Annotated in this window: 19 protein-coding genes; 13 read left to right on the top strand and 6 right to left on the bottom strand. The window is 64.1% G+C overall.

Annotation, left to right across the window (positions count from 1 at the left end; genetic code table 11):
- Window positions 1-171: 171 nt before the first annotated feature.
- Entirely contained in the window at window positions 172-981 is an 810-nt protein-coding gene (locus F1735_RS28095; protein WP_167240000.1) for a PAAR domain-containing protein, read from the bottom strand.
- A 415-nt stretch (window positions 982-1396) separates the two neighbouring features.
- Here F1735_RS28095 and F1735_RS28090 point away from each other — a divergent pair, with 415 nt between their 5' ends.
- On the top strand, window positions 1397-1606 hold the full coding sequence (locus F1735_RS28090) for a hypothetical protein (RefSeq protein WP_167239999.1): 210 nt from the start codon (window positions 1397-1399) through the stop codon (window positions 1604-1606).
- A gap of 9 nt (window positions 1607-1615) precedes the next feature.
- Here F1735_RS28090 and F1735_RS28085 read toward each other — a convergent pair whose 3' ends face one another.
- Window positions 1616-2110, bottom strand: coding sequence for a hypothetical protein (locus F1735_RS28085; RefSeq protein WP_167239998.1), 495 nt, complete (start codon window positions 2108-2110; stop codon window positions 1616-1618).
- A 136-nt stretch (window positions 2111-2246) separates the two neighbouring features.
- On the opposite strand from F1735_RS28085, the gene F1735_RS28080 reads away from it, so the two are divergent.
- A complete protein-coding gene (locus F1735_RS28080; RefSeq protein WP_167239997.1) occupies window positions 2247-3170 on the top strand; it encodes a hypothetical protein in 924 nt (307 codons plus the stop codon).
- 27 nt (window positions 3171-3197) lie between these two features.
- Here F1735_RS28080 and metE read toward each other — a convergent pair whose 3' ends face one another.
- Window positions 3198-5498, bottom strand: a complete 2301-nt coding sequence (gene metE, locus F1735_RS28075; RefSeq protein WP_167239996.1) for a 5-methyltetrahydropteroyltriglutamate--homocysteine S-methyltransferase — start codon at window positions 5496-5498, stop codon at window positions 3198-3200.
- A 109-nt stretch (window positions 5499-5607) separates the two neighbouring features.
- Between metE and F1735_RS28070 the strand changes: the two genes are divergently transcribed.
- The 9 genes from F1735_RS28070 to F1735_RS28030 all read left to right on the top strand — a co-directional run bounded on the left by F1735_RS28070 (window position 5608) and on the right by F1735_RS28030 (window position 12874).
- Complete coding sequence (locus tag F1735_RS28070) at window positions 5608-6516, top strand: LysR family transcriptional regulator (RefSeq protein ID WP_167239995.1); 909 nt, start codon at window positions 5608-5610, stop codon at window positions 6514-6516.
- Window positions 6517-6715: 199 nt separating this feature from the next.
- Window positions 6716-7012, top strand: coding sequence for a hypothetical protein (locus F1735_RS28065; protein WP_222853098.1), 297 nt, complete (start codon window positions 6716-6718; stop codon window positions 7010-7012).
- A gap of 65 nt (window positions 7013-7077) precedes the next feature.
- A complete protein-coding gene (locus F1735_RS28060) occupies window positions 7078-8256 on the top strand; it encodes an acetyl-CoA C-acetyltransferase (RefSeq protein ID WP_167239993.1) in 1179 nt (392 codons plus the stop codon).
- A gap of 151 nt (window positions 8257-8407) precedes the next feature.
- On the top strand, window positions 8408-9148 hold the full coding sequence (phbB, locus tag F1735_RS28055; protein WP_166891328.1) for an acetoacetyl-CoA reductase: 741 nt from the start codon (window positions 8408-8410) through the stop codon (window positions 9146-9148).
- Window positions 9149-9332: 184 nt separating this feature from the next.
- On the top strand, window positions 9333-10325 hold the full coding sequence (locus F1735_RS28050) for a DUF1993 family protein (protein ID WP_167239992.1): 993 nt from the start codon (window positions 9333-9335) through the stop codon (window positions 10323-10325).
- Window positions 10306-10863 carry a hypothetical protein gene (locus tag F1735_RS28045; protein ID WP_167239991.1) on the top strand — a complete coding sequence of 186 codons (558 nt, stop codon included), beginning with the start codon at window positions 10306-10308 and terminating at the stop codon, window positions 10861-10863. Before F1735_RS28050 ends, F1735_RS28045 begins: the two co-directional genes overlap by 20 nt.
- 59 nt (window positions 10864-10922) lie before the next feature.
- Window positions 10923-11879, top strand: a complete 957-nt coding sequence (pip, locus tag F1735_RS28040) for a prolyl aminopeptidase (protein WP_167225473.1) — start codon at window positions 10923-10925, stop codon at window positions 11877-11879.
- 64 nt (window positions 11880-11943) lie between these two features.
- Entirely contained in the window at window positions 11944-12402 is a 459-nt protein-coding gene (locus F1735_RS28035; RefSeq protein ID WP_167077931.1) for a DUF2721 domain-containing protein, read from the top strand.
- 16 nt (window positions 12403-12418) lie between these two features.
- Entirely contained in the window at window positions 12419-12874 is a 456-nt protein-coding gene (locus tag F1735_RS28030) for a hypothetical protein (RefSeq protein ID WP_167239990.1), read from the top strand.
- A gap of 7 nt (window positions 12875-12881) precedes the next feature.
- Here F1735_RS28030 and F1735_RS28025 read toward each other — a convergent pair whose 3' ends face one another.
- Window positions 12882-13373: an SRPBCC family protein gene (locus tag F1735_RS28025; protein WP_373888592.1), complete on the bottom strand. Its 492-nt coding sequence runs from the start codon at window positions 13371-13373 to the stop codon at window positions 12882-12884.
- Between the two features lie 247 nt (window positions 13374-13620).
- Between F1735_RS28025 and F1735_RS28020 the strand changes: the two genes are divergently transcribed.
- A complete protein-coding gene (locus F1735_RS28020; protein WP_167239988.1) occupies window positions 13621-15660 on the top strand; it encodes an NADPH-dependent 2,4-dienoyl-CoA reductase in 2040 nt (679 codons plus the stop codon).
- A gap of 79 nt (window positions 15661-15739) precedes the next feature.
- Here the strand turns inward: F1735_RS28020 and F1735_RS28015 are convergent, their stop codons facing one another.
- Window positions 15740-16861, bottom strand: a complete 1122-nt coding sequence (locus F1735_RS28015) for a beta-ketoacyl-ACP synthase III (protein WP_167239987.1) — start codon at window positions 16859-16861, stop codon at window positions 15740-15742.
- Window positions 16862-16972: 111 nt separating this feature from the next.
- Complete coding sequence (locus F1735_RS28010) at window positions 16973-18418, bottom strand: S41 family peptidase (RefSeq protein ID WP_167239986.1); 1446 nt, start codon at window positions 18416-18418, stop codon at window positions 16973-16975.
- A gap of 307 nt (window positions 18419-18725) precedes the next feature.
- On the opposite strand from F1735_RS28010, the gene F1735_RS28005 reads away from it, so the two are divergent.
- Complete coding sequence (locus F1735_RS28005; protein ID WP_167239985.1) at window positions 18726-21011, top strand: TonB-dependent receptor plug domain-containing protein; 2286 nt, start codon at window positions 18726-18728, stop codon at window positions 21009-21011.
- The last annotated feature ends 156 nt before the right edge of the window (window positions 21012-21167 follow it).

Below are 21167 nucleotides of genomic sequence, written 5' to 3'. Positions count from 1 at the left end.
AAAGGCTGCAAGCAGTAGTTCGAGCGACATAAGGGCCAATAAAGATCAAAAAGATCTTCATTGGCCGCCGCCCTGCACGCGAAAAAAAACCTCGCGTGCAGGGCGGCGGCCGCGCGAAGCGGGCATCTTGTCAAGCGATTTCGACGTTCAATCGTAAAAAAATCGACAGGCTTAAGTCCGGTAGATTGGGTACCAAGGGGAATCGTGCTTCCACTTCTCAATGCCCTCTTTGCCATGAGGTGATGCAGCAAATTTTTTGACATCCGATTCTGCGTCGATTTGCTGTTGCTCAGTACCCCCGATGACACGAAACTTCGCACCCTCCACTACAAAGTCGCGTACCTTTTTGGTTTCAGGCGGTCTGATTCCCTGGTATTGACCTTCATCATCGTAACCAGGACCGAGTTTTGTTTCATCGTCGCGTCCTGGAACGAGAGTTGCCGGTGCGCTAGAGATTTTGCCTGGAGCAGAGCCAGGAATTGTAGCTGTCATTCCTGCAATACCACTTCCCAGCGCATTACCGAATGTATTCCGTAGCATCGAACCAAGTAGCTCCACGGCCGAGGTTTTCAACGCCGCCGCGCCGGCTTCAGCCACTGCCAAAGCGCGCACGAGCAAAGGTGTAACCATACCATTGCGCACGATCGGATCGGTTTGAACACTGCCGCCTCCGATGAATACATTGCCCGATCCGTCTGTGATGAAAGCGCCGCAGGCGATTTTATCGCCCACTCTGGCCGCTGGCAAACCGTTGATGAACACTTTCGGGCTGCCGGTCGCAATCGGCGGCGGAGCCTGATCGTGTTTCGAGCATATCGTCTTATCCACATGCGCCCGCGCGGCCTTAATGCCATTGGTGAACACATTCCCGGAACATGATCCGATGATTTTGCCGGTCTCGTCGCCGCCTCCGCCTCCTTTCGGACCATCGCCAGGTGGCGTGTGGCCGATTGGGTCGCCTAATCGCGCTGCTTTAGCCATGTGTTATGCCTCTTCAGATTGGTCGAGCACGGCCAGGGCCTTTGCAACGCTGGAACGGCGCAAGGCCCCCGACCCGGCCACACACAATCGCGGCTTGGTACACCGCCCGGCTGCGCTCGGACGGGGCCAACAGGAACGATGCGAGGGGCGGTGCCGTGCTCGCACACGCGCTGAGCGCAGGTGCCACTTTGTGGCGCCGCTGTATTGGCAGCAGGGCGGTTGCGTGATCGGCGTGATATGGCATGGTTGCGGGTATCTCCATCTTGATGCCGTTCGTGATCGTCGGTCACGGCTGACGGCCGTTTTCATCGGAAAGAAAAAGAACACGCCCGAGCGCTGCGCGGGCGGTATGGAGATCGGACGCTGCATTAGCCAAGGAAAGACTGCGTGTCTCGCTTCTTCTATTTAGGTTCGTATGCAACAGGCGGACGCCAATATTGATATTTTAACAAATTTTTCCGTTTTTTTTTACTTTATTGGTAGTTCATCGTCAATCTTGCAGATTTTCTCCACATGCATCACTTTTGCCCTGTACCTTCAGGTTGAGCAGGCAAGGATGGCGCATACCTATGGAGCACCTGGGAAGCAGGGAACCAAGGTGCCCATCATTCAATTGGCTGGTTGATGTGTTCACTCAAGCGGAAGGCGTCTTTTGTCGCTTCAATTTATCTTCATTGTGTTTAATGCATTCGAAAGCATCTCCAAGCACACGCTCAACTTCTAACAATTCACTTGCGTTTAAAATGAATTTCTTGTCATTGACAATTCCTTCGCCTCGGCTGTTGATAAAAATGTTCATATCCGGCGCTAATATCCTTACTTTGACATCTTTCAAGGCGAGAGCATTCGGAATTTTCCGAGGTTTCTCCACTCTTTTGAATGCGGCATTCATTTTCAGGAGTGCCATGCCAAGCAGTCGATGGCGGGACTCTCCTTCCGTAAATCGTCCCAGGGGCACGCCTGTCTTGGGAAACGATTCTACGGTACTGGGCACTTTCGATTTATCATAGATAGGCTTGTAGCAGATATCGACTGAATGTACCTCATCCCTCACTTCAGGTGCCGCTGTAACAGCAGGCGACAAGAACATGCTGATAAAAAAATGGTCGAGAATTTCATATATATTCAAAAAAGGTTGAGGGATTCAAAGCAAGTAACGCTCACGGCAACGTCCTGGTGGGCAAGGTGGGAATCATCAACATTCCCGAGGCCTGCTTGAGATCGCGCAGCACTACGGGTATCTTGAGCAGTACACTAAGCCTGGCTTGGCCCCGCGAACCAAAATCCAGAAACTTTGCGAAGGAAATAGAGTGAAAAGGCCGGTCGAAAAGAAAGCACTGAAGCTGTTGTCGAAATATAGCAGTCTTTCGCAGGCGATTGCCCGTTCTGAACATCCACTGCAGCCATACGAACAGCGCTGGATCGACGCGCGCGGGGTCACCAGCGACGAGCAATTCGCTTACCTCAAGCAGCAGGGCCTGGCCTTCGATCCGGTCGACTTGGGCCATGATGACGCCGTTCAGGGCTGTGCCGCGTACGCGAAGCAATGCCAGAAGTCGCATGTGACCGATCTTTTCCTGTCGAGCTTCGCGAGCGGCCGCCTCGATTATCGCAGTGGCCTCGCGCCTTTTGCCATGATGCAGACCATGCCGGATCACCGCTTCACGCAATCGTCCGCGCCGCAGTTTTGCGCCATTTGTTCCGGCTCGGATATTTGCAGGGGAGTCGATGCCACCGACTGGAATGCGGACCGCCACTGCGCCGGCTCGCTCGGGCTGCTGAAGACCCCGGAAGTGATCCAGTTTTACCTGGCTCAACATCTACAGCTGGCCCGCCAGGCGCCCACGGCGGAGGATTTCCGCATTTTCAACGCGATTCTCGATACCTTGCGCTCGCTTGAGGCGCAGACCAAACCGACGCAAGTGCATCGATCCCTGAAAAAAATCGACGGTTTCAAGGCGACCGTCCACCAGTGCAGGGTCTTGCTGGAAGCGCTGGGCATCGCCAGCATTCTGCAGACCGAGAAACACAAAGGCTACCTGACCCACTACACCAATCCCGGGCTCGCGCCATCGAAATCGCACAAATCCGATTGGGCCTACCCGGTCGACTTCTGGACCGGCGCCGATGGCGTTAACAAGGAAGCGCTCGCCTTCTGGTTTGGCGCCTATCCCGAGATCCGGCTTTGAAGCGACGCCTTCGGCGCAAGCGCCGCCTCAGGCCCGCATGCGCCGCGCCGCCGCCACCATGTTCACCAGCGCCGCCTCGGTCTCGGCCCAGCCGCGCGTCTTCAGCCCGCAATCGGGGTTGACCCACAGATTGGCCGCCGGAATCACCTGCGCCGCCTTGCGCAACAGGCGCTCGATGGCGTCCGTGCCCGGCACCGCCGGCGAATGAATGTCGTACACCCCCGGCCCGATCTCGTTCGGATAGCGGAACTTGCCAAAGCCATCAAGCAGCGCCATGTCCGAGCGGCTCGTTTCGATCGTGATCACATCGGCGTCGAGCGCGGCGATCTGCGGCAGGATGTCGTTGAACTCGGCGTAGCACATATGCGTGTGGATCTGGGTGTCGTCGCGCGCCGCGCCGGCCGTGATGCGAAACGCGCGCGTGGCCCACGCCAGGTAATCGTCCCAGCGCGCGCGCCGCAGCGGCAAGCCTTCGCGCAGGGCCGGCTCGTCGATCTGGATGATGCCGATGGCCCCCGCCTGCAAGTCCGCCACTTCGTCGCGCATCGCCAGCGCGATCTGCAAGGCGGTCAGCGCGCGCGGCTGGTCGTCGCGCACGAACGACCATTGCAGGATGGTCACCGGCCCGGTCAGCATGCCCTTGACCGGGCGCGCCGACAGGCTTTGCGCATGCACGGCCCAGTCGACCGTCATCGCGCGCGGGCGCGCCACGTCGCCATACAGCACCGGCGGCTTGACGCAGCGCGAGCCGTACGACTGCACCCAGCCGTGCTGCGTGAAGACGAAGCCGTCGAGCTGTTCGCCGAAATACTCGACCATGTCGTTGCGCTCGGCTTCGCCATGCACCAGCACGTCGAGCCCGATGGCTTCCTGGCGCGCCACCGCGTGCGCGATTTCGGCCCGCATCGCGCTGTGATACTGGTCCAGCGGCAGGGCGCCGCGACGGAAGGCGGCGCGCGCGGCGCGGATCGCCGCCGTCTGCGGAAACGAGCCGATGGTGGTGGTGGGAAACGCCGGCAGCCGCAAGCGCGCCCGCTGCACCACCTGGCGCGCGGCAAACGGGGCGCCGCGCCGGTCTGCGTCGCCCGGCAAGGCGTGTACCCGGGCCGCGACGGCGTCGCTGTGGACGCGGGTGCTGCGGGCGCGGCTGGCAACGGCGGCGCGCGCCTCCATCAACTGCGGCGCATCGTCTCCGCGCAACGCAGCTTTCAGGGTCGCCAGCTCGGCCAGCTTTTCGGTGGCAAACGCCAGCCACGAACGCACCTCGGGGTCGAGCGCGCTTTCGTCGGCCAGGCTCAGGGGCACGTGCAGCAGCGAACACGAGGGCGCCAGCCAGAGCGCGCCGCGCTTGTCCAGCAGCGGCGCCAGCACGGCGATGGCCGCGTCGAGGTCGGTGCGCCAGATGTTGCGCCCGTCGACGATGCCGACCGACAGCACCTTGGGCAGGGCCAGCCAGTCGCACACACTGGTGAGCTCATGGGCCGCGCGCACGCCGTCCACATGCAGGCCGGCCACCGGCAGGCGGCAGGCCAGGCCGAGGTTTTCTTCCAGCGGCGAAAAATAGGTCGCCAGCATGATGCGCGCGCCGGACTGCGCCAGCAGCCAGTAGGCGATCTCGAAGGCGTTGCGCCATGCCTGCGGCAAGTCCAGCCCGAGGATCGGTTCGTCCACCTGCACCCATTCCACCCCCTGGGCTTTCAGGCGCATCAACAGGGTGGTGTAGACCGGCAGCAGTTTTTCGAGCAGGCTCAGGCGATCGAAACCGTCCGCGCGCGCCGTGCCCAGCCACAGGAAGGTGAGCGGGCCGATCAGGGTGGCCTTGACCCGGTGCCCGAGCGCCTGCGCCTCGGCCACGTCGGCCAGCAGGCGTTCGCCGGCCAGCGTAAACGCCGTCTCCGGGCCGAATTCCGGGACCAGGTAATGATAGTTGGTGTCGAACCACTTGGTCATGTCGAGCGCGTGGCCGCTGTGTTGTCCAGCATGCGGATGGGCGCAGCAAGCGGTGTGCCCGCCGCGCTCGCCGCGCGCCATGGCGAAATAGCGGGTCAGCGGCGTGGCCGCCTCATCAAAACCGAAGCGCGCCGGTTCGCAGCCGAACAGCTGGATGTGGCTGGCAACCTGGTCGTAGAAGGCGAAGTCGCCCACCGTCACCAGTTCCAGCCCGGCCTCGGCCTGCAAGGCCCAGTGGCGCGCGCGCAGGGCGGCGCCGGCCGCTTCCAGCGCGGCTTCGTCGAGCTCGCCGCGCCAGAAGGCTTCGAGGGCGGTTTTCAGTTCGCGCCGCGCGCCGATGCGGGGAAAGCCAAGTACGTGGGTATGCAGCGTTTTCATGATGTCATCGAGATTTCATTGTTGGTGTGTAAAGTTTGCGGCAAAGTGTCATATAATCAAAACGAAACCTTTTGCAGTTCCGCATGAAAAATTTTCATTGATCGAGACCATGCTAGAACTTCGACATCTGCGCACGCTGACCGCCTTGCGCTCATCCGGCAGCCTGGTGCGCGCCGCCCAACTGCTGAACCTGACGCAATCGGCCCTGTCGCACCAGGTCAAGCTGATGGAAGAGCGCTATGGCGCGCCCCTGTTCGAGCGCAAGTCGCTGCCGATCGCGTTTACCGCCACCGGCATGCGCCTGTTGCAGCTGGCCGACCAGGTGCTGCCCGAGGTCGAGCAGGCCGAACGCGACGTGGCGCGCCTGTCGCAGGGCGACCGCGGCCAGTTGCGCGTGGCGCTCGAATGCCACACCTGCTTCGACTGGCTGATGCCGGTGATGGATGCCTTCCGCCAGCGCTGGCCCGACGTCGAGATCGACCTGGTGTCGGGCTTTCACAGCGAGCCGGTCGACCTGCTGCGTAGCGGCCAGGCCGACCTGGTGATCGGCTCGGCCGGCGGGCCGGAGTACACCGTGTTCCCCCTGTTCCGCTACGAAATCCTGGTGGTGCTGGCCCAGAAGCACCGCCTGGCCACCCAGCGCCGCCTGGAAGCGCCCGACTTCGAGGGCGAAACCCTGATCACCTACCCGGTGCCGGAAGAGCGGATCGACCTGATCCGCGAAGTCTTGCGCCCCGCCAATGTACGCTTCGAGCGCCGCACGGCCGAGCTGACCGTGGCCATCCTCCAGCTCGTCGCCAGCCGGCGCGGCCTGGCCGCGCTGCCCAACTGGGCCATCAAGAATTACGTCGATTACGATTACGTGCTGTCGCGCCCGGTGGGCGAGTTCGGCCTGTGGAGCGACCTGTTCGTGTCGGTGCCGCCGGCGCTGGCGGCCAAGGCTTACGTGAGCGACTTCGTCGGCGTGATCCGCGAACAATGCGCGCGCACCCTGGACGGCATCACCTTGCTTAGCTGATATTCAAGCGGGGTAATTTGCGGCCGCAAGGCAATCCCCGATTGTTTTTAGTAAATAAGCTGATAAGATTGATTTTGCTCAAACTCGAACGGAATCTGGAAAACTAAGATGGAGGACTTTGTCACGCCGTGAGCTGTCAAAGCCTGTCCATCCGAAAAGGGAAACCATGTTTTCAAGTTCCGACCCATTTTTCCGCTCCATGCGGGAACTGTTCGACACCCAAGCGGCCATGTATCAACGCAGCGTCCACGCAGCCATGGATGCGGGTGTGTCCGCGACGCAAGTCAATGTCGATTCGATAAGAACCCTGCTTGCCACCGCCACCGTCGCCATCCGGCAGTGGCAATGCGCGGGCGGCGCCAGTAACTGGCTGACCCCGGTTCCGCGCGATGCATGGCAGTTTGCAATTTTCGGTCGGCCCCAGCTGGCCGCGCCGCCCGCCGGCGCAGCCTCTGGAACGGCGGACGGCACCGCGCTCGCCGAAGGGCAAGCCTAGTGCCGGGCCGCTCACTTGAAACCCCACTGGCCACAGCGCCAGAACACAGCACATCGGAGATTCACATGGAAGACGTCGTAATCGTGGCCGCTGGCCGTACCGCAGTCGGTAAATTTGGCGGCGCACTCGCGAAAATCCCCGCCGCCGAACTGGGCGCCCACGTCATCAAGCACCTGCTGGCCAAGATCGACCTCGATCCGGCCAAAGTGAACGAGGTCATCCTCGGCCAGGTGCTCACCGCCGGCGCCGGCCAGGGCCCTGCGCGCCAGGCCGCCCTCAAGGCCGGCTTGCCCGACATGGTGCCGGCGTTTACCGTCGGCAAAGTCTGCGGCAGCGGCCTGAAGGCCACCCACCTGGCGGCCCAGGCCATCAAGTGCGGCGACGCCGACATCATCATCGCCGGCGGCCAGGAAAACATGAGCGCCTCGCCGCACGTGCTGCCCGGCTCGCGCGACGGTTTCCGCATGGGCGAGGCCAAGCTGGTCGACACCATGATCGTCGACGGCCTGTGGGACGCCTTCAACCAGTACCACATGGGCGTCACGGCCGAAAACGTCGCCAAGAAATACGAGGTCTCGCGCGCCGAGCAGGACGAATTCGCGCTGCAATCGCAGCTCAAGGCCGAAGCCGCGCAAAAGGCTGGCAAGTTCAAGGATGAAATCATTCCCTTCGAAATCGTGTCCAAGAAGGGCACCATCGTGTTCGACACCGACGAGTATCCGAAGCACGGCACCACGCTCGAATCGCTGGCCAGCCTGCGCCCCGCTTTCGACAAAGCTGGTACCGTTACGGCCGGCAATGCGTCCGGCCTGAACGATGGCGCCGCCGCCGTGATCATGATGTCCGCGTCCAAGGCCAAGGAACTGGGCCTCAAGCCACTGGCGCGCATCAAGGCCTATTCCTCGGCCGGGCTGGACCCGTCCATCATGGGCATGGGCCCGGTCTCGGCGACCAGGCTGTGCCTGCAAAAAGCCGGCTGGACCCACGAAGACGTGGACCTGATGGAAATTAACGAAGCCTTCGCCGCACAGGCGGTGGCCGTCAACAAAGAGATGGGCTGGGATACCAGCAAGATCAACGTCAACGGCGGTGCAATTGCACTGGGGCACCCAATTGGTGCATCGGGCTGCCGCGTGCTGGTGACCTTGCTGCACGAAATGATCCGCCGCGACGCCAAGCGCGGGCTGGCCAGCCTGTGCATCGGCGGCGGCATGGGAGTTGCTTTGGCAGTAGAACGCGACTGAAGCTCGTTGCGCGCAAGCGCACTGGGGTGACACGGAGCGACAATGAGCGCAGCGGGGCACGACCCGGCGGCGCTCGAGCGGAGCAAGGGCGGTTCCAATCCCGCCCCCGCGATTTGGTTGGAGTTGGTGTACAAAAACAGGAGAAGACAACATGGCTAGAGTTGCATTAGTGACCGGCGGTATGGGCGGTTTGGGCGAGGCGGTCTGTTTCAAACTGGCCGCCCTCGGGTATCGGGTCGTCACCACGTATTCCCCTGGTAACAAAAAGGTCGCCGAATGGCTGGCGACCACCAAGGACATGGGCTACGACTTCAAGGCGTATGAGTGCGACGTGGCCGACTACGATTCGGCGCAAGCCTGCGTGGCCAAGATTGCCGACGAAGTCGGCCTGATCGACGTGCTGGTCAACAACGCCGGCATCACGCGCGACATGACGTTCAAGAAAATGGACAAGCCGAACTGGGACGCCGTCATGGCGACCAACCTCGACTCCGTTTTCAACATGACCAAGCCGGTGTGCGATGGCATGGTCGAGCGCGGCTGGGGCCGCATCATCAACATTTCGTCGGTGAACGGGCAGAAGGGCGCCTTCGGCCAGACCAACTATTCGGCCGCCAAGGCCGGCATGCACGGCTTCACCAAGGCGCTGGCGCTGGAAGTGGCGCGCAAGGGCGTGACCGTCAACACCATCTCGCCCGGTTACATCGGCACCAAGATGGTCATGGAAATCCCGAAAGAAGTGCTCGATACCAAGATCATCCCGCAAATTCCGATGGCGCGCCTGGGCAAGCCGGAAGAAGTCGCCGGCCTGGTCGCCTACCTGTCGTCGGACGAAGCCGCTTTTGTGACGGGCGCCAACATCGCCATCAACGGCGGACAGCACATGTCCTGATCGCGCTACGCAGCAAGCAAAACCGAAAAGCACTGCCTGCGGGTGGTGCTTTTTTTCACCGAGAACGTGTCATGGCGATCAGCGCCCAAGCGTATCCGCGCGCCCACGCGCTACTTTCTCAAGCACTTTCCGCAGCGCCTACAGCAACTGCTCGCCGATGACTGACCACAGGACCACGACCGACTTGAATACCACTTCCACGCTCACATTTCGGCTCGCCACCGTTGCCGACATCGGCGCCATGTCGGCCATCCGCCTGGCCGTCACCGAAAACCGCCTGCGCGATGCCGGCCGCATCACCAGCGCCATGTACCGCGACTATCTGGACGGCGTGGGCCGCAGCTGGGTGTGCGAGGACGACGGCGTCATCGCCGGCTTTGCCAGCGCCGACCGCGCGCAAGGGTCGATCTGGGCGCTGTTCATCGACCCGGCGCGCGAAGGGCAGGGCATCGGCAAGCGCCTGCTGGCCCTGGCGGTCGAGGATTTGTTCGCACAGGGGCACGAGCAGATCGTGCTCTCGACCGGCGCCGACACGCGCGCCGACATCTTTTACGAATCGCAGGGATGGGAGCGCGGCAAGATGAAAGACGATATCGAAGTCCAGTATTCGCTGCAACGCCTGCGCGAGGCGCCCGCGTCGACCGACAATCTGTACGAAGCGAGCGTGCCGGTGTTCCGGCGCTACCTGGGCCGGCTGCGCGCCATGCTGGCGCTGGCCGAAGCGCATCCGCAAGGCCCCGCGCTGCTCGATGCGCGCCTGGCGCCGGGCATGCTGACCCTGGCGGTGCAGGCCGAGGTGGCGGCCAATTTCGCCGTGCGCGCCTGCGCCCCGCTGGCCGGCAGCACCTTGTCCGACAGCGGCGCCTTTCCCGCCAGCGCGCTGCGCGACAGCGGCAAGTTCCCGGCCACCTACAAGGGCCTCGGCCAGCGCATCGACTTCGTGCTCGGGTTCCTGAACGCGCTCACGCCCGCGCAGTTCGACGGCGCCGCCAGCCGCATGTTCAGCGACCGCGCCGGCGAAGCCCTGGTCACCTTGCCCGGCCAGCCCTTCCTGCTCCAGTACGCGCTGCCGAACTTCTTTTTTCACCTGACCACCGCTTGCGCCATCCTGCGCCAGAACGGCATTGCGATCGGCAAGGCCGATTTTGACGGTTTTCATGTCTACACCCGCACCTGAGTCGCCGGCGGCTTTGCTGCACGAACTGCTGCTGCGCGGCCTGTGGAGCACCGTCATCGACGAAGCCGCGCCGCAAGCGCTGCGGCGCCAGGGCGGCGCGGCCGGCCGCCTGCTCGCCGCCGGCGTCGACCCGCACGACCTGGTGGACGTCATTCGCGAGGCCCAGGTCGACACCATCTACAACGTGGCGCAACTGATCGACTGGCCCGATGAGCATCTGGCGCCGGATGCGGCGCCCGAGGTGCGCTTGACTGCAAGCCTGGTGCATGCCGCCGGCGTGGCGCAGCCGCTGCCCGAGCTGCATTCCTGCCTGATGCAGCGCGACCCGAGCGGGCGCGCGGGCGAGCCGCGTTCTCCCGAGTTGCGTCAATACGGCATGCTCGAGGCGGACGCGCGGCGGCAAATCGGCGCCCTGATCGGCGAGCGCAAATTCCCGGCCGCCGCCGTCCTGTGGAAGCGGCACGCCGGCGGCGACCTGAAAGCCGCCCTGGCCGCGGTACAGCGGTTGGCCGCGCAAGCGTGGCAGGGCGCCTGCTGAAGCGGCGGCCGCGCCGTGCCAGTGCGCTACAATCGACTGTCAACCATACGAGGACTCCCATGCCCGCCATCCCGACCTGCCTGTTCCCGCCGATCCAGCCGACCCGGCACGGCATGCTGCAAGTCGACGCGGTCCATACCATCTACTGGGAGGAAGTGGGCAACCCGAAAGGCATTCCCGTGCTGTTCCTGCACGGCGGGCCGGGCGCGGGCCTGTCGCCCCAGCACCGGCGCTTTTTCGACCCGCAGCAGTACCGCATCATCCTGTTCGACCAGCGCGGCGCCGGCAAGTCGACCCCGCTGGGCGAGTGGCGCGACAACACCACCCAACTGCTGATCGACGATATCGAAACCCTGCGCGCGCAGTTCGGCGTGGACAAGTGGCTGGTGTTCGGCGGCTCGTGGGGCTCGACCCTGGCGCTGGCCTACGGCGAAGCGCACCCCGAGCGCTGCCTCGGCTTCATCCTGCGCGGGATTTTCCTGTGTACCGCCGCCGAAGTGGACTGGTTCCTGCACGGCGTGCGCTGGTTCTACCCGGAGCTGTACGACGAATTCGTAGCCCCGATTCCCGAAGCCGAGCGGGCCGACCTGCTCACCGCCTACACCACGCGCATGCTGTGCGACGATCCGGCCGTGTACTGGCCGGCGGCGCGCGCCTGGAGCCGCTTCGAAGGACGGCGCGTGTTCCTGCTGCCGCAGCCGGAAGATACCGCCTCCGACACGCTCGACCTGGGCGTGGGCCGGCTCGAATCGCACTACATGGCCAACGGCGGCTTTTTGCGCGAAGACCAGCTGGTGCAGGACGTCGGCCGCATCGCGCACCTGCCGTGCGTGATCGTGCAGGGCCGTTACGACGTCATTTGCCCGCCGCTGTCGGCCTACCGCCTGCACCAGGCCTGGCCCGGTGCGCGCCTGCGCATGGTGGCCGACGCCGGCCACGGCGCGCTGGAGGCGGGCATCGCCCGGGCGCTGGTGGGCGCCACCGAGCAGTTCAAGCGCAGCGGGCGCTTCGATTAGCGACCGCGGGGGTGGCCCTGCTACACTAGCGGCTGTGCATGCATAACCACTATTTTAGCGCCCTATGAACCTCCAGCTCACCGATATCGGCCACGTCATCCAGTTGGCCATTGCGCCGGTGTTCCTGCTCACCGGCGTATGCACCAACCTGATGGTGCTGACCAACCGCCTGGCGCGCATCATCGACCGTTCGCGCGTGCTGGAAGACCGCCTCGACATCGCCTACCAGGACGCCTACATGGACGAACTGGACGTGCTGTACCGGCGCTGGCACCTGATTAACTACGCCATTGCACTGAGCACCGCCTGCGGCCTGCTCATTTGCCTGGTCATTGCGCTGCTGTTCCTGGGCGATACCACCAACGTCCCGCTCGACCAGTACATCGCCGGCCTGTTCGTGATCGCGATGCTGTGCCTGATCGGCGCCTTCGTGTACCTGCTGGTCGAAATTTTTGTCGCGTCCAAGACGCTGCGTTCGCGCCGCCACGTGCGTCCGCCCGGCTCCCTGCCGAATCCACACTAACAGATTGAGTTTTCTTATGCACGATTATCAACGTCCCCCGACCCTGTACCGCTACGCGCCGCGCGCCGAACTCGACGCCGCGCTGACCCTGGGGCAGTTTCGCCTGGTCCCGGTCAACAACTGCCTGACCCTGTCGTTTTCGCAGGCCTGGGACAAAGCCCTGTTCGACGTGTTTTCGCCGGCCGACTGCTGCCTGGTGATCCACAATAGCGAGGAATTCGGCGAGCGCCTGCACCGCGCCGTGCAGCGCACCCTGCCAAGTTGGGCCGGCATCGACGGCGCCGTCGAATACGGCGTGCGCGCGGCCCTGGGCGCGGCCTTCACCAAGAGCAGCGCCGAAGCCGAAGAACGCGAGTGGCAGTTCGCCTGGCGCGCCATGGCGCCGCAAATGAGTCTCAATCCCGTGACGGTCAAGATCGGCAGCATCGAAACCTTCGCCGAACTGCGCGAGCCGCACAGCTACCAGGCCTAGTTACCCCTCAGTTACCCGGACTGTCGCCCCGTTCGAGGCGCGCCAGCACCGCTTTCATCATGCGCTCGATGTCGGAGCGGATGATGTTCGCGCCCAGCATGCCGGGCACGTAGAACTTCGGCACCAGCTTGCCGCTGTAGACGATGCGCGTGCCGCCCGTTTCAAGCACCGGCACCAGCTCCCAGCGGCACTGGTAGACGCGCATGTCGCCGGTGACCAGGCTGATGTCGATGGCCGTCATCGGCTCTTCGCTGGCCTGTACGATCAGGTGGATATCGCGCCGGATGAACAAAAAGCTGGCCACCCCGAACTGCTCGATGATGGCCTTGTTGCCGGTGCGCGAAAGGACCTTGGAGGTTTTCAGGTCCGGCACGAACTCGGACATGCGGTCGTAATTGGTCAGCACCTTCCATACGGCAGCCGGCGACGCGCGGACCTCGCCGCTCGACGCGACCTCGAACACATGCTGGTCGGCCAGGTCGACACGCTTGACCGTCACCTCCAGCCTGGATTGGGCCAGGACGGGCTCGGAACAGGCGAGAAGGCAACAAAATAGGATTCGCGGAAACATGGACCCAGCCTACGGGAAAGCGGCGGGCCTGACAAGCAGGCACGCTCAAGCGTGCGCATGATAGCGGGTCGGCGGGCGGCCGAAGATTAGAACCCGGCATCTACAGAAGTAGGTTGTAATGTCGTCTCGACATGCAGTGCCGACGCTCCGTCTTTACCCCTCCACCGAACCGACCATGACAAACCAACCCTATCCGCACCTGCTCGCGCCCCTGGACCTCGGCTTTACGACCCTGCGCAACCGCGTCATCATGGGGTCGATGCACACCGGGCTGGAAGACCGCTTCTACAACTACGGCAAGCTGGCCGCGTTCTACCGCGAGCGCGCCAGGGGTGGCGTGGGGCTGATCGTCACCGGCGGCATCTCGCCCAACCGCCAGGGCTGGCTGCTGCCGTTCGGCGGCACCCTCAATTTCGCGGGCGACGTGATCAACCACCGGCGCGTGACGAAGGCGGTGCATGAGGAGGGCGGCAAGATCCTGATGCAGATCCTGCATGCGGGGCGCTACGGCTACCAGCCGCTGGTGGTGTCGGCGTCGAACCTGAAGTCGCCGATTTCGCCGTTCAAGCCGCGCGCGCTGACGCAGGCCGGGATCGAAGCGACCATCCGCGACTACGCGCGCTGCGCCAGGTTGGCCAAGCGGGCCGGCTACGACGGCATCGAAGTGATGGGCAGCGAAGGCTACCTGCTCAACCAGTTCCTGTGCGCGCGCACCAACCTGCGCCAGGACCGCTGGGGCGGCAGCATCGAGAACCGCATGCGCCTGGCCATCGAGATCATCAAGCGGATTCGCCTGGCGGTGGGTACGGACTTCATCATCATGTACCGCCACTCGCTGCTCGACCTGGTCGAAGGCGGCAACACCTGGGACGACGTGGTCAAGGTGGCGCATGCGCTGGAAAGCGCCGGCGTCACCATCCTCAACACGGGGTATGGCTGGCACGAAGCGCGCGTGCCGACCATCGTCACCTCGGTGCCGCGCGCCGCCTTTGCCAGCGTTGCCGGGCGCCTGCGGCGCGAGGTAAAGATTCCGGTGGTGGCGTCGAACCGCATCAACATGCCGTTCGAAGCGAACGACATCATCGCGCGCGGCGACGCCGACATGGTGTCGATGGCGCGCCCGTTCCTGGCCGACGCGCAGTTCGTGGCCAAGGCGGCGGCCGGGCGCGCCGACGAGATCAATACCTGCATCGGCTGCAACCAGGCCTGCCTCGATCACACGTTCTCTAACAAGCGCGCCAGCTGCCTGGTGAACCCGCGCGCCTGCCATGAGACGGAGCTGGTGTACGCGCCCACGCGCCGCGCGCGCAAGGTGGCGGTGGTGGGCGCCGGCCCGGCGGGCTTGTCGGCGGCGACCGTGGCGGCCGAATGCGGGCACGCGGTGACCCTGTTCGATTCGAGCGACACGGTCGGCGGGCAATTCAAGATCGCCATGCAAATCCCGGGCAAGGAAGAATTCGCCGAGACGATCCGCTATTTTTCGCGCAAGCTGGAGTTGACCGGCGTGACCGTGCGCCTGGGTCAACGGATCACGCGCGAGGCGCTGCTGGCCGGTGGTTTCGACGACGTGATCGTCGCCACCGGCATCAAGGTGCGCATGCCGCCGATCGAAGGGATCAAGCATCCCAAGGTGCTGTCGTACATCGACGTATTGCAGAACAAGGCGCCGGTGGGCAAGCGCGTGGCGATCATCGGCGCGGGCGGGATCGGCTTTGACGTGGGCGAGTATTTGCTGCACAACCCGGCGCACCCCTTGCCATTGCCGGTGGCCGAGTGGGCCGGCGAGTGGGGCGTGGACCTGGAAGCGACCACCAGCGGCGGGCTGGTGGCGCCGCACGCGGCCGAACCGGTGCGCCAGCTGTTCCTGATGCAGCGCAAGGCATCCAAGCTGGGAGCGGGGCTGGGCAAGACCTCCGGCTGGGTGCATCGCGCGACCTTGAGCAGGAATGGCGTGGTCATGCTGGCGGGGGTCACGTACAACAAGATCGACGATCACGGCTTGCATGTCACGGTACACGGGGAAGAGCGCCTGATCGCGGTCGACAACGTGATCATCTGCGCGGGGCAGGACAGCCTGACGGAGCTGATGCCGGACGAGGGCGCGGCGGCGCAGGGCGGGCCGGTGTTCCACAAGATCGGCGGGGCGGCGCTGGCGGCCGAACTGGACGCCAAGCGCGCCATCAAGGAAGGCGCCGAACTGGCTGTGCGGCTTTAAGAACCCGTGCATTTAAAACCGTCGTTCCCGCCAAGGGGGCCGCCGAGGCCGGGAACGACGGATCGAACGCTAGCGGCGACTACTTCTTGCGCACCACCACGCAGCCGATCGAGTACCCGGCGCCGAACGAGCAAATCACGCCGTGCGAGCCGCTCGGCATATCGTCCTGGTACTTGTGGAAGGCGATGATGGAACCGGCCGACGAGGTGTTGGCGTAGGTGTCCAGGATGACCGGCGCTTCCTGCGGCTCGGCGTCGCGCCCGAGCAGCATGCGGGTGATCAGCAAATTCATGTTCAGGTTGGCCTGGTGCAGCCAGTAGCGCGATACCTGCGCCACTTCCAGCCCGGCGTTGGTGACCGTTTCGCGGATCATCTCGGCCGCCATCGGGCACACTTCCTTGAACACCTTGCGGCCCTGCTGGCGGAACAGCTTGTCCGGCTTGCCCACGCCGGATTCGTCGAAACGGTTCATGAAGCCGAAGTTGTTGCGGATGTTGTTCGAAAATTTGGTCTTGAGCTTCGACTCCAGGATCTCGAACTGGTGCGCGCTGGTCGCCGTGTCGGCCGCTTCGATCACGATCGCGGTGCAGGCGTCGCCGAAAATGAAGTGGCTGTCGCGGTCGCGGAAGTTCAGGTGGCCGCTGGTGATTTCGGGATTGAGCACCAGCACCGCGCGCGCCTGGCCGCTTTGCACCGCCGCCATCGCCGTCTGGATGCCGAAGGTGGCCGAGGAACAGGCCACGTTCATGTCGAAGCCGAAGCCGTCGATGCCCAGCGCTTCCTGCACCTCGACCGCCATGGCCGGGTAGGCGCGCTGCATGTTGCTGCAGGCGACCAGCAGCATGTCGATGTCGGCCGCCGTGCGTCCGGCCCGGTCCAGCGCTTGCAGCGCCGCCGCCACGCAGATTTCGGCCTGCAGCGAGATGACCTCGTCGGCGCGCTCGGGAATGCGCGCCGTCATGCGCGCCGGATCGAGAATGCCGGTTTTTTCCATCACATAGCGCGATTTGATGCCCGAGGCTTTTTCGATAAAGGCTGCGCTCGAGCCTTCGATGGCCGTCAGCTCGCCCGCCGCGATGGCAGCGGCGTGCTCGGCGTTGTACAGCTCGGCGTAGGCGTTGAAGGCGACAACCAGCTCTTCGTTGGAGATCGAATGGGGCGGCGTGAACAGGCCCGTGCCGCTGATGACGACTTGTTTCATGGTGGAGCTTTCAAATAGGGTAAGCCGGGCATGACCCGGCAGGTGCCGACGATTCTACACAATGAGATTGGCGCTGGCGAGAAAAGCGCGGGGGCGAGCGCCGGCCGGCGCCTATTTGGGTTTTTTCGCGGGCGCGATCTGGGCGATCGGCGCCTGGTCCGCTTTGGCCGCCTTGGCCAGCTGCACCGGCAAGCCTTTCAGGTGATTGATGGCCTGCGCCAGCTGGAAGTCGTCGGCGCCGCCGTATTCGAGCGGTTTGCGCTTGCGCTCGAGCGCCAGCAGGCGGCGCTGGGCCTCGAGCTGCTCGCGCGTGCTGGCCGCGCTTTCCTTGTCGCGATCGTTCGACAGGTGTTTTTCCAGGTCGGCCTCGCGCATGCGAAAGCCGTTCAAGCCATCGCCATCGGCGTTTTCGTCGACCAAAAAGTCGGGAATGATGCCGCGCGCCTGGATCGAACGCCCGGCCGGGGTGTAGTAGCGCGCCGTGGTCAGCTTGACGGCGGTGTCGCTGCCGAGCGGCTTGATGGTCTGCACCGATCCTTTGCCGAAGGTGCGGCTGCCGAGGATGGCGGCGCGCTTGTAGTCCTGCAGCGCGCCGGCCACGATTTCGGAGGCCGAGGCCGAGCCGGTGTTGACCAGCACCACCATCGGCACCGTCTTGAGCGCGGCCGGCAGCCTGGCCAGCGCGTCGCCGTTGCCCTGCAAGGTGTAGAACTCGGGCGTGCCCAGGTAGCTCTGGCGCGAGTTGGCCAGCTGGCCGTTGGTCGAGACGATTTCTGCGCCTTTGGGCAAAAACGCGGCCGAGACGCCGATGGCGCCCTGCAGCAAGCCGCCCGGATCGTTGCGCAGGTCCAGCACCAGGCCCTTCAGGCCCGGATCCTGCTGGTACAGGGCGGCCAGGCGGGCCGCCATGTCGTCCACGGTCGGCTCCTGGAATTGCGAAATGCGCAACCAGGCGTAGCCCGGCTCGACCATCTTGCCCTTCACGCTTTTCTGGATGATTTCCTGGCGCATGATCGTCATCACCAGCGGCAGCGGCACATCCTTGCGCTGCAGGGTCAAGGTGACCTTGGTCATCGGCTCGCCGCGCATCTTCTTGATGGCTTCGTCGATGCCCAGGTTCTGGATGGCCTCGTTGTTGATGCGCGTGATCAGGTCGCCCGCCTTGATGCCGGCGCGCCAGGCCGGCGAATCCTCGATCGGTGCCACGATCTTGATGAAGCCTTCTTCGCTTTGGGCAATTTCGATGCCGAGGCCGACGAACTTGCCCTGGGTGCCTTCGCGCAGGTCGCGATAGGCCTTCTTGTCGAGATAGGCCGAATGGGGATCGAGCGAGGCCACCATGCCGCTCAGGGCCTCGGTCAGCAGTTTTTTGTCGGAAACGGGTTCGACATAATCGGTTTTGATCAGATCGTAGGCCTCGGACAGCTGGCGCAACTCCTCGAGCGGCATGCCTTGCTCGACCGGCTTTTGCGCGAGTGCCGAAAACTGCATGGAAATAGCCACGCCGGCAATGGCGCCCAGGCTGAGCAGCCCGGAGTTTTTGAGGGTAGAGCCCATGATGTCACCTACGATGCGAAGAAAAGGCGCCTGTTCACCTGATGAGCTGGCACGAATCCAGTATAACCCCCGAACGCGGTGTCAGGTCTGACATTCGTACACGATCCCGGCTGTAGCGCAAACCCTGATGTCGAGGCCGTGTCCGAATGTCAGACCTGACACCGGGGGTGGGGTTGTGTATCGAAAAGTAAAAAAACCATGCTTGATGGTTCCCCCCGGAATGCAGGGGCTAGAATGCGGTCATCGCGAGCCACGTGACGCGCCAAACGTTGCCGTCCAGCCAGCCTGATCCACCACTGAACCCCCGATGAGCAAACTGATTCCCTTCGCCTGCGCCGCCCTGATCGCCGGTAGCGCTGCTTCCGCCCATGCGCAAGAAACGTCCGCCGTGCCTACCGCTGTGCCTACCGCCGTGCCTACCGCCGTGCCTACCGCTGTGCCGGCGGACATGCCCGCCGCACCGGTTGGCAAGGCCGGCCGGGCGCCAGCGGTTAAGCCCGCACCGGGCGTGACCGCAGTCACCATCAACGGCAGCCGCGCCGACGATACCGAATCGCGCCGCCTGTCGACCGCCGCCAAGATGGTGTTCGGCCGCGAGGAACTCGACCGCAACGGCGACAGCAGCGTCGGCGAAATCCTCAAGCGCTTGCCCGGCGTGACCATGGGCGGCCCGCCGGGACGCGGCGGCGGCGGGGTGCGCATGCGTGGCCTGGGCAACGGCTACACGCAAATGCTGGTCAACGGCGAGCGCCCGCCGGCCGGGTTTTCGCTCGAATCGCTCTCGCCCGACCAGGTCGAACGCATCGAAGTCATGCGCGGCCCGGTGGCCGAGCACAGCACCCAGGCCATCGCCGGCACCATCAACGTGGTGCTGCGCGAGGGTTACCAGCAGAAAGACATGCAGCTCAAGCTGTCCGACAGTATCGAGGACGGCCGCCACGGCCCCAACGTGTCGCTCACCATGCCCGGCAAGGCGGGCGCGCTGACCTGGCTGATGAGCGGCTCGGCCGGCACCAGCCGCCAGTACGACGAGAGCGTCACCACCTACGACGATGCGGATCCGGCCGGCCTGCTCCTCAAGGACCAGCAAGTCGACGCCCATAGCAGCCGCAGTGCGCGCTCGCTGCACCTGACCCCGCGCCTGTCGTATAAATTCGAGAATGGCGACACGCTCAATTTCCAGCCGTTTTTGATCCATAACCGCAGCGACGGCAACAGCGACAGCCTGCTGACCCAGCGCATCGGCCCGCCGCAACGCGAATACGCGCTGGCGCTGGCCGACTCGCGCTCGTCGATGACAATGTTGCGCGGCTTCGGTAACTGGCTGCACCGGATGGACGCCGGCGCCAAGCTCGACGTCAAGTTCGGCTTCGGCGCCGGCCGCAGCGAAAGCACCTCGCTGCGCAAGCAGTACGCCGACAATGGCGCGCTCAAGGATGACTTCAACGACGTCGATACCTCGCGCAACCATAGCGTGAACAGCGGCGGCAAGTACAGCACGCCGCTGGCCAAGGGCCACCTGCTGGCGGCCGGCTGGGAGGTCGAAGGCGGCCACCGCGAGCAAAGCACGGTGGCGCTGGTCAACGGCCGCGCCCAGTTCGCCGAATCGGGATCGAGCATGACGGCCGACACGCGCCGCGTGGCAACGTACGTGCAGGACGAGTGGGACATCACGCCGCAATGGTCGGCCTATGTCGGGCTGCGCTGGGAAGGCATCCGTACCAGCGCCGCCAACCAGGGGCGCGACGTGCGCAACAACAGCAGCGTGTGGAGCCCGGTGCTGCACTCGGTGTGGCGCATTCCCGGCCATGACAAGGACCAGGTCCGCGCCAGCCTGACGCAGAGCTACCGCGCGCCCCAGCTGAACGACCTGATCGCGGTGCCGACGTACTCGCAGCTCAACAGCGCGACCCGTCCCGACCGCACCGGCAACCCCAACCTCAAGCCGGAACTGGCGCAGGGCATCGACCTGGCCTACGAGCATTACCTGGGCAAGGGCGGCATCCTCAGCGCCAGCGGGTTTATCCGCAAGATCGATAAGCTGATGCGGCGCGAACTGACCCTGCGCGACACCCCGGACGGTCCGCGCTGGCTGTCGAGCCCGTCGAACATCGGCAGTGCGCGCACCAGCGGGATCGAACTGGAAGCGAAGTTCCAGCTGGCCGACCTGGTGACGGGCGCCCCGACGATCGACCTGCGCTCGAACTACAGCCGCTTCTGGTCGAGCGTGGACGGCATTCCCGGCCCCGACAACCGGCTCGACCAGCAAGCCAGGCAGACCGCCAACCTCGGCCTCGACTGGCGCCTGAAAGAAGTGCCGATGACGCTCGGCGGCAGCTACAACTGGACCCCGGCAATCCTGGTGCGCACCAGCGTCGACGAAGTGGCCACCAGCGGCGTGAAACGCCAGTTTGACGTCTACGGCTTGTGGAAGTTCAGCCCCGCCACCCAGCTGCGCATTTCCGCCAACAACCTGCTGAACGACGACTACCTGTCCGGGCGCACGGTCACCAAGGGCGGCATCGCGCAATCGTCGGACGCGGCCGGCCGCACTTACACCACCTGGACCGTGCGCCTCGAAATGAAGTTATAGTATTCGACTGTGGCCACAAGCCACTTTTTACGGCCCAATGCCGTTTTGAGTGGAAGTTGACTTCGGCTACCATATCGGCTACCGCTGTGAATGTCTGCGCCTTGCGGCGCTTGTCGATGTCCGGTCCGGAGCAGGGTCAAGGGCGGGCGGCGCGAA

The sequence above is a fragment of the Massilia genomosp. 1 genome, from assembly GCF_011682185.1.
Classification (GTDB): Bacteria; Pseudomonadota; Gammaproteobacteria; order Burkholderiales; family Burkholderiaceae_D; genus Telluria_A; species Telluria_A rubra.
The sequence above is the reverse complement of the archived record's forward strand: the minus strand, read 5'-3'. Positions and strand labels throughout refer to the sequence as shown.

Bases quoted from the DNA above. Each gene is read 5' to 3' on its own strand.
- F1735_RS28095 (WP_167240000.1), bottom strand. From the start codon at position 981: ATGGCTAAAGCAGCGCGATTAGGCGACCCAATCGGCCACACGCCACCT.
- F1735_RS28090 (WP_167239999.1), top strand. From the start codon at position 1,397: ATGCAACAGGCGGACGCCAATATTGATATTTTAACAAATTTTTCCGTT.
- metE (WP_167239996.1), bottom strand. From the start codon at position 5,498: ATGAAAACGCTGCATACCCACGTACTTGGCTTTCCCCGCATCGGCGCG.
- F1735_RS28070 (WP_167239995.1), top strand. From the start codon at position 5,608: ATGCTAGAACTTCGACATCTGCGCACGCTGACCGCCTTGCGCTCATCC.
- F1735_RS28065 (WP_222853098.1), top strand. From the start codon at position 6,716: ATGCGGGAACTGTTCGACACCCAAGCGGCCATGTATCAACGCAGCGTC.
- F1735_RS28060 (WP_167239993.1), top strand. From the start codon at position 7,078: ATGGAAGACGTCGTAATCGTGGCCGCTGGCCGTACCGCAGTCGGTAAA.
- phbB (WP_166891328.1), top strand. From the start codon at position 8,408: ATGGCTAGAGTTGCATTAGTGACCGGCGGTATGGGCGGTTTGGGCGAG.
- F1735_RS28045 (WP_167239991.1), top strand. From the start codon at position 10,306: ATGTCTACACCCGCACCTGAGTCGCCGGCGGCTTTGCTGCACGAACTG.
- pip (WP_167225473.1), top strand. From the start codon at position 10,923: ATGCCCGCCATCCCGACCTGCCTGTTCCCGCCGATCCAGCCGACCCGG.
- F1735_RS28035 (WP_167077931.1), top strand. From the start codon at position 11,944: ATGAACCTCCAGCTCACCGATATCGGCCACGTCATCCAGTTGGCCATT.
- F1735_RS28030 (WP_167239990.1), top strand. From the start codon at position 12,419: ATGCACGATTATCAACGTCCCCCGACCCTGTACCGCTACGCGCCGCGC.
- F1735_RS28020 (WP_167239988.1), top strand. From the start codon at position 13,621: ATGACAAACCAACCCTATCCGCACCTGCTCGCGCCCCTGGACCTCGGC.
- F1735_RS28015 (WP_167239987.1), bottom strand. From the start codon at position 16,861: ATGAAACAAGTCGTCATCAGCGGCACGGGCCTGTTCACGCCGCCCCAT.
- F1735_RS28010 (WP_167239986.1), bottom strand. From the start codon at position 18,418: ATGGGCTCTACCCTCAAAAACTCCGGGCTGCTCAGCCTGGGCGCCATT.
- F1735_RS28005 (WP_167239985.1), top strand. From the start codon at position 18,726: ATGAGCAAACTGATTCCCTTCGCCTGCGCCGCCCTGATCGCCGGTAGC.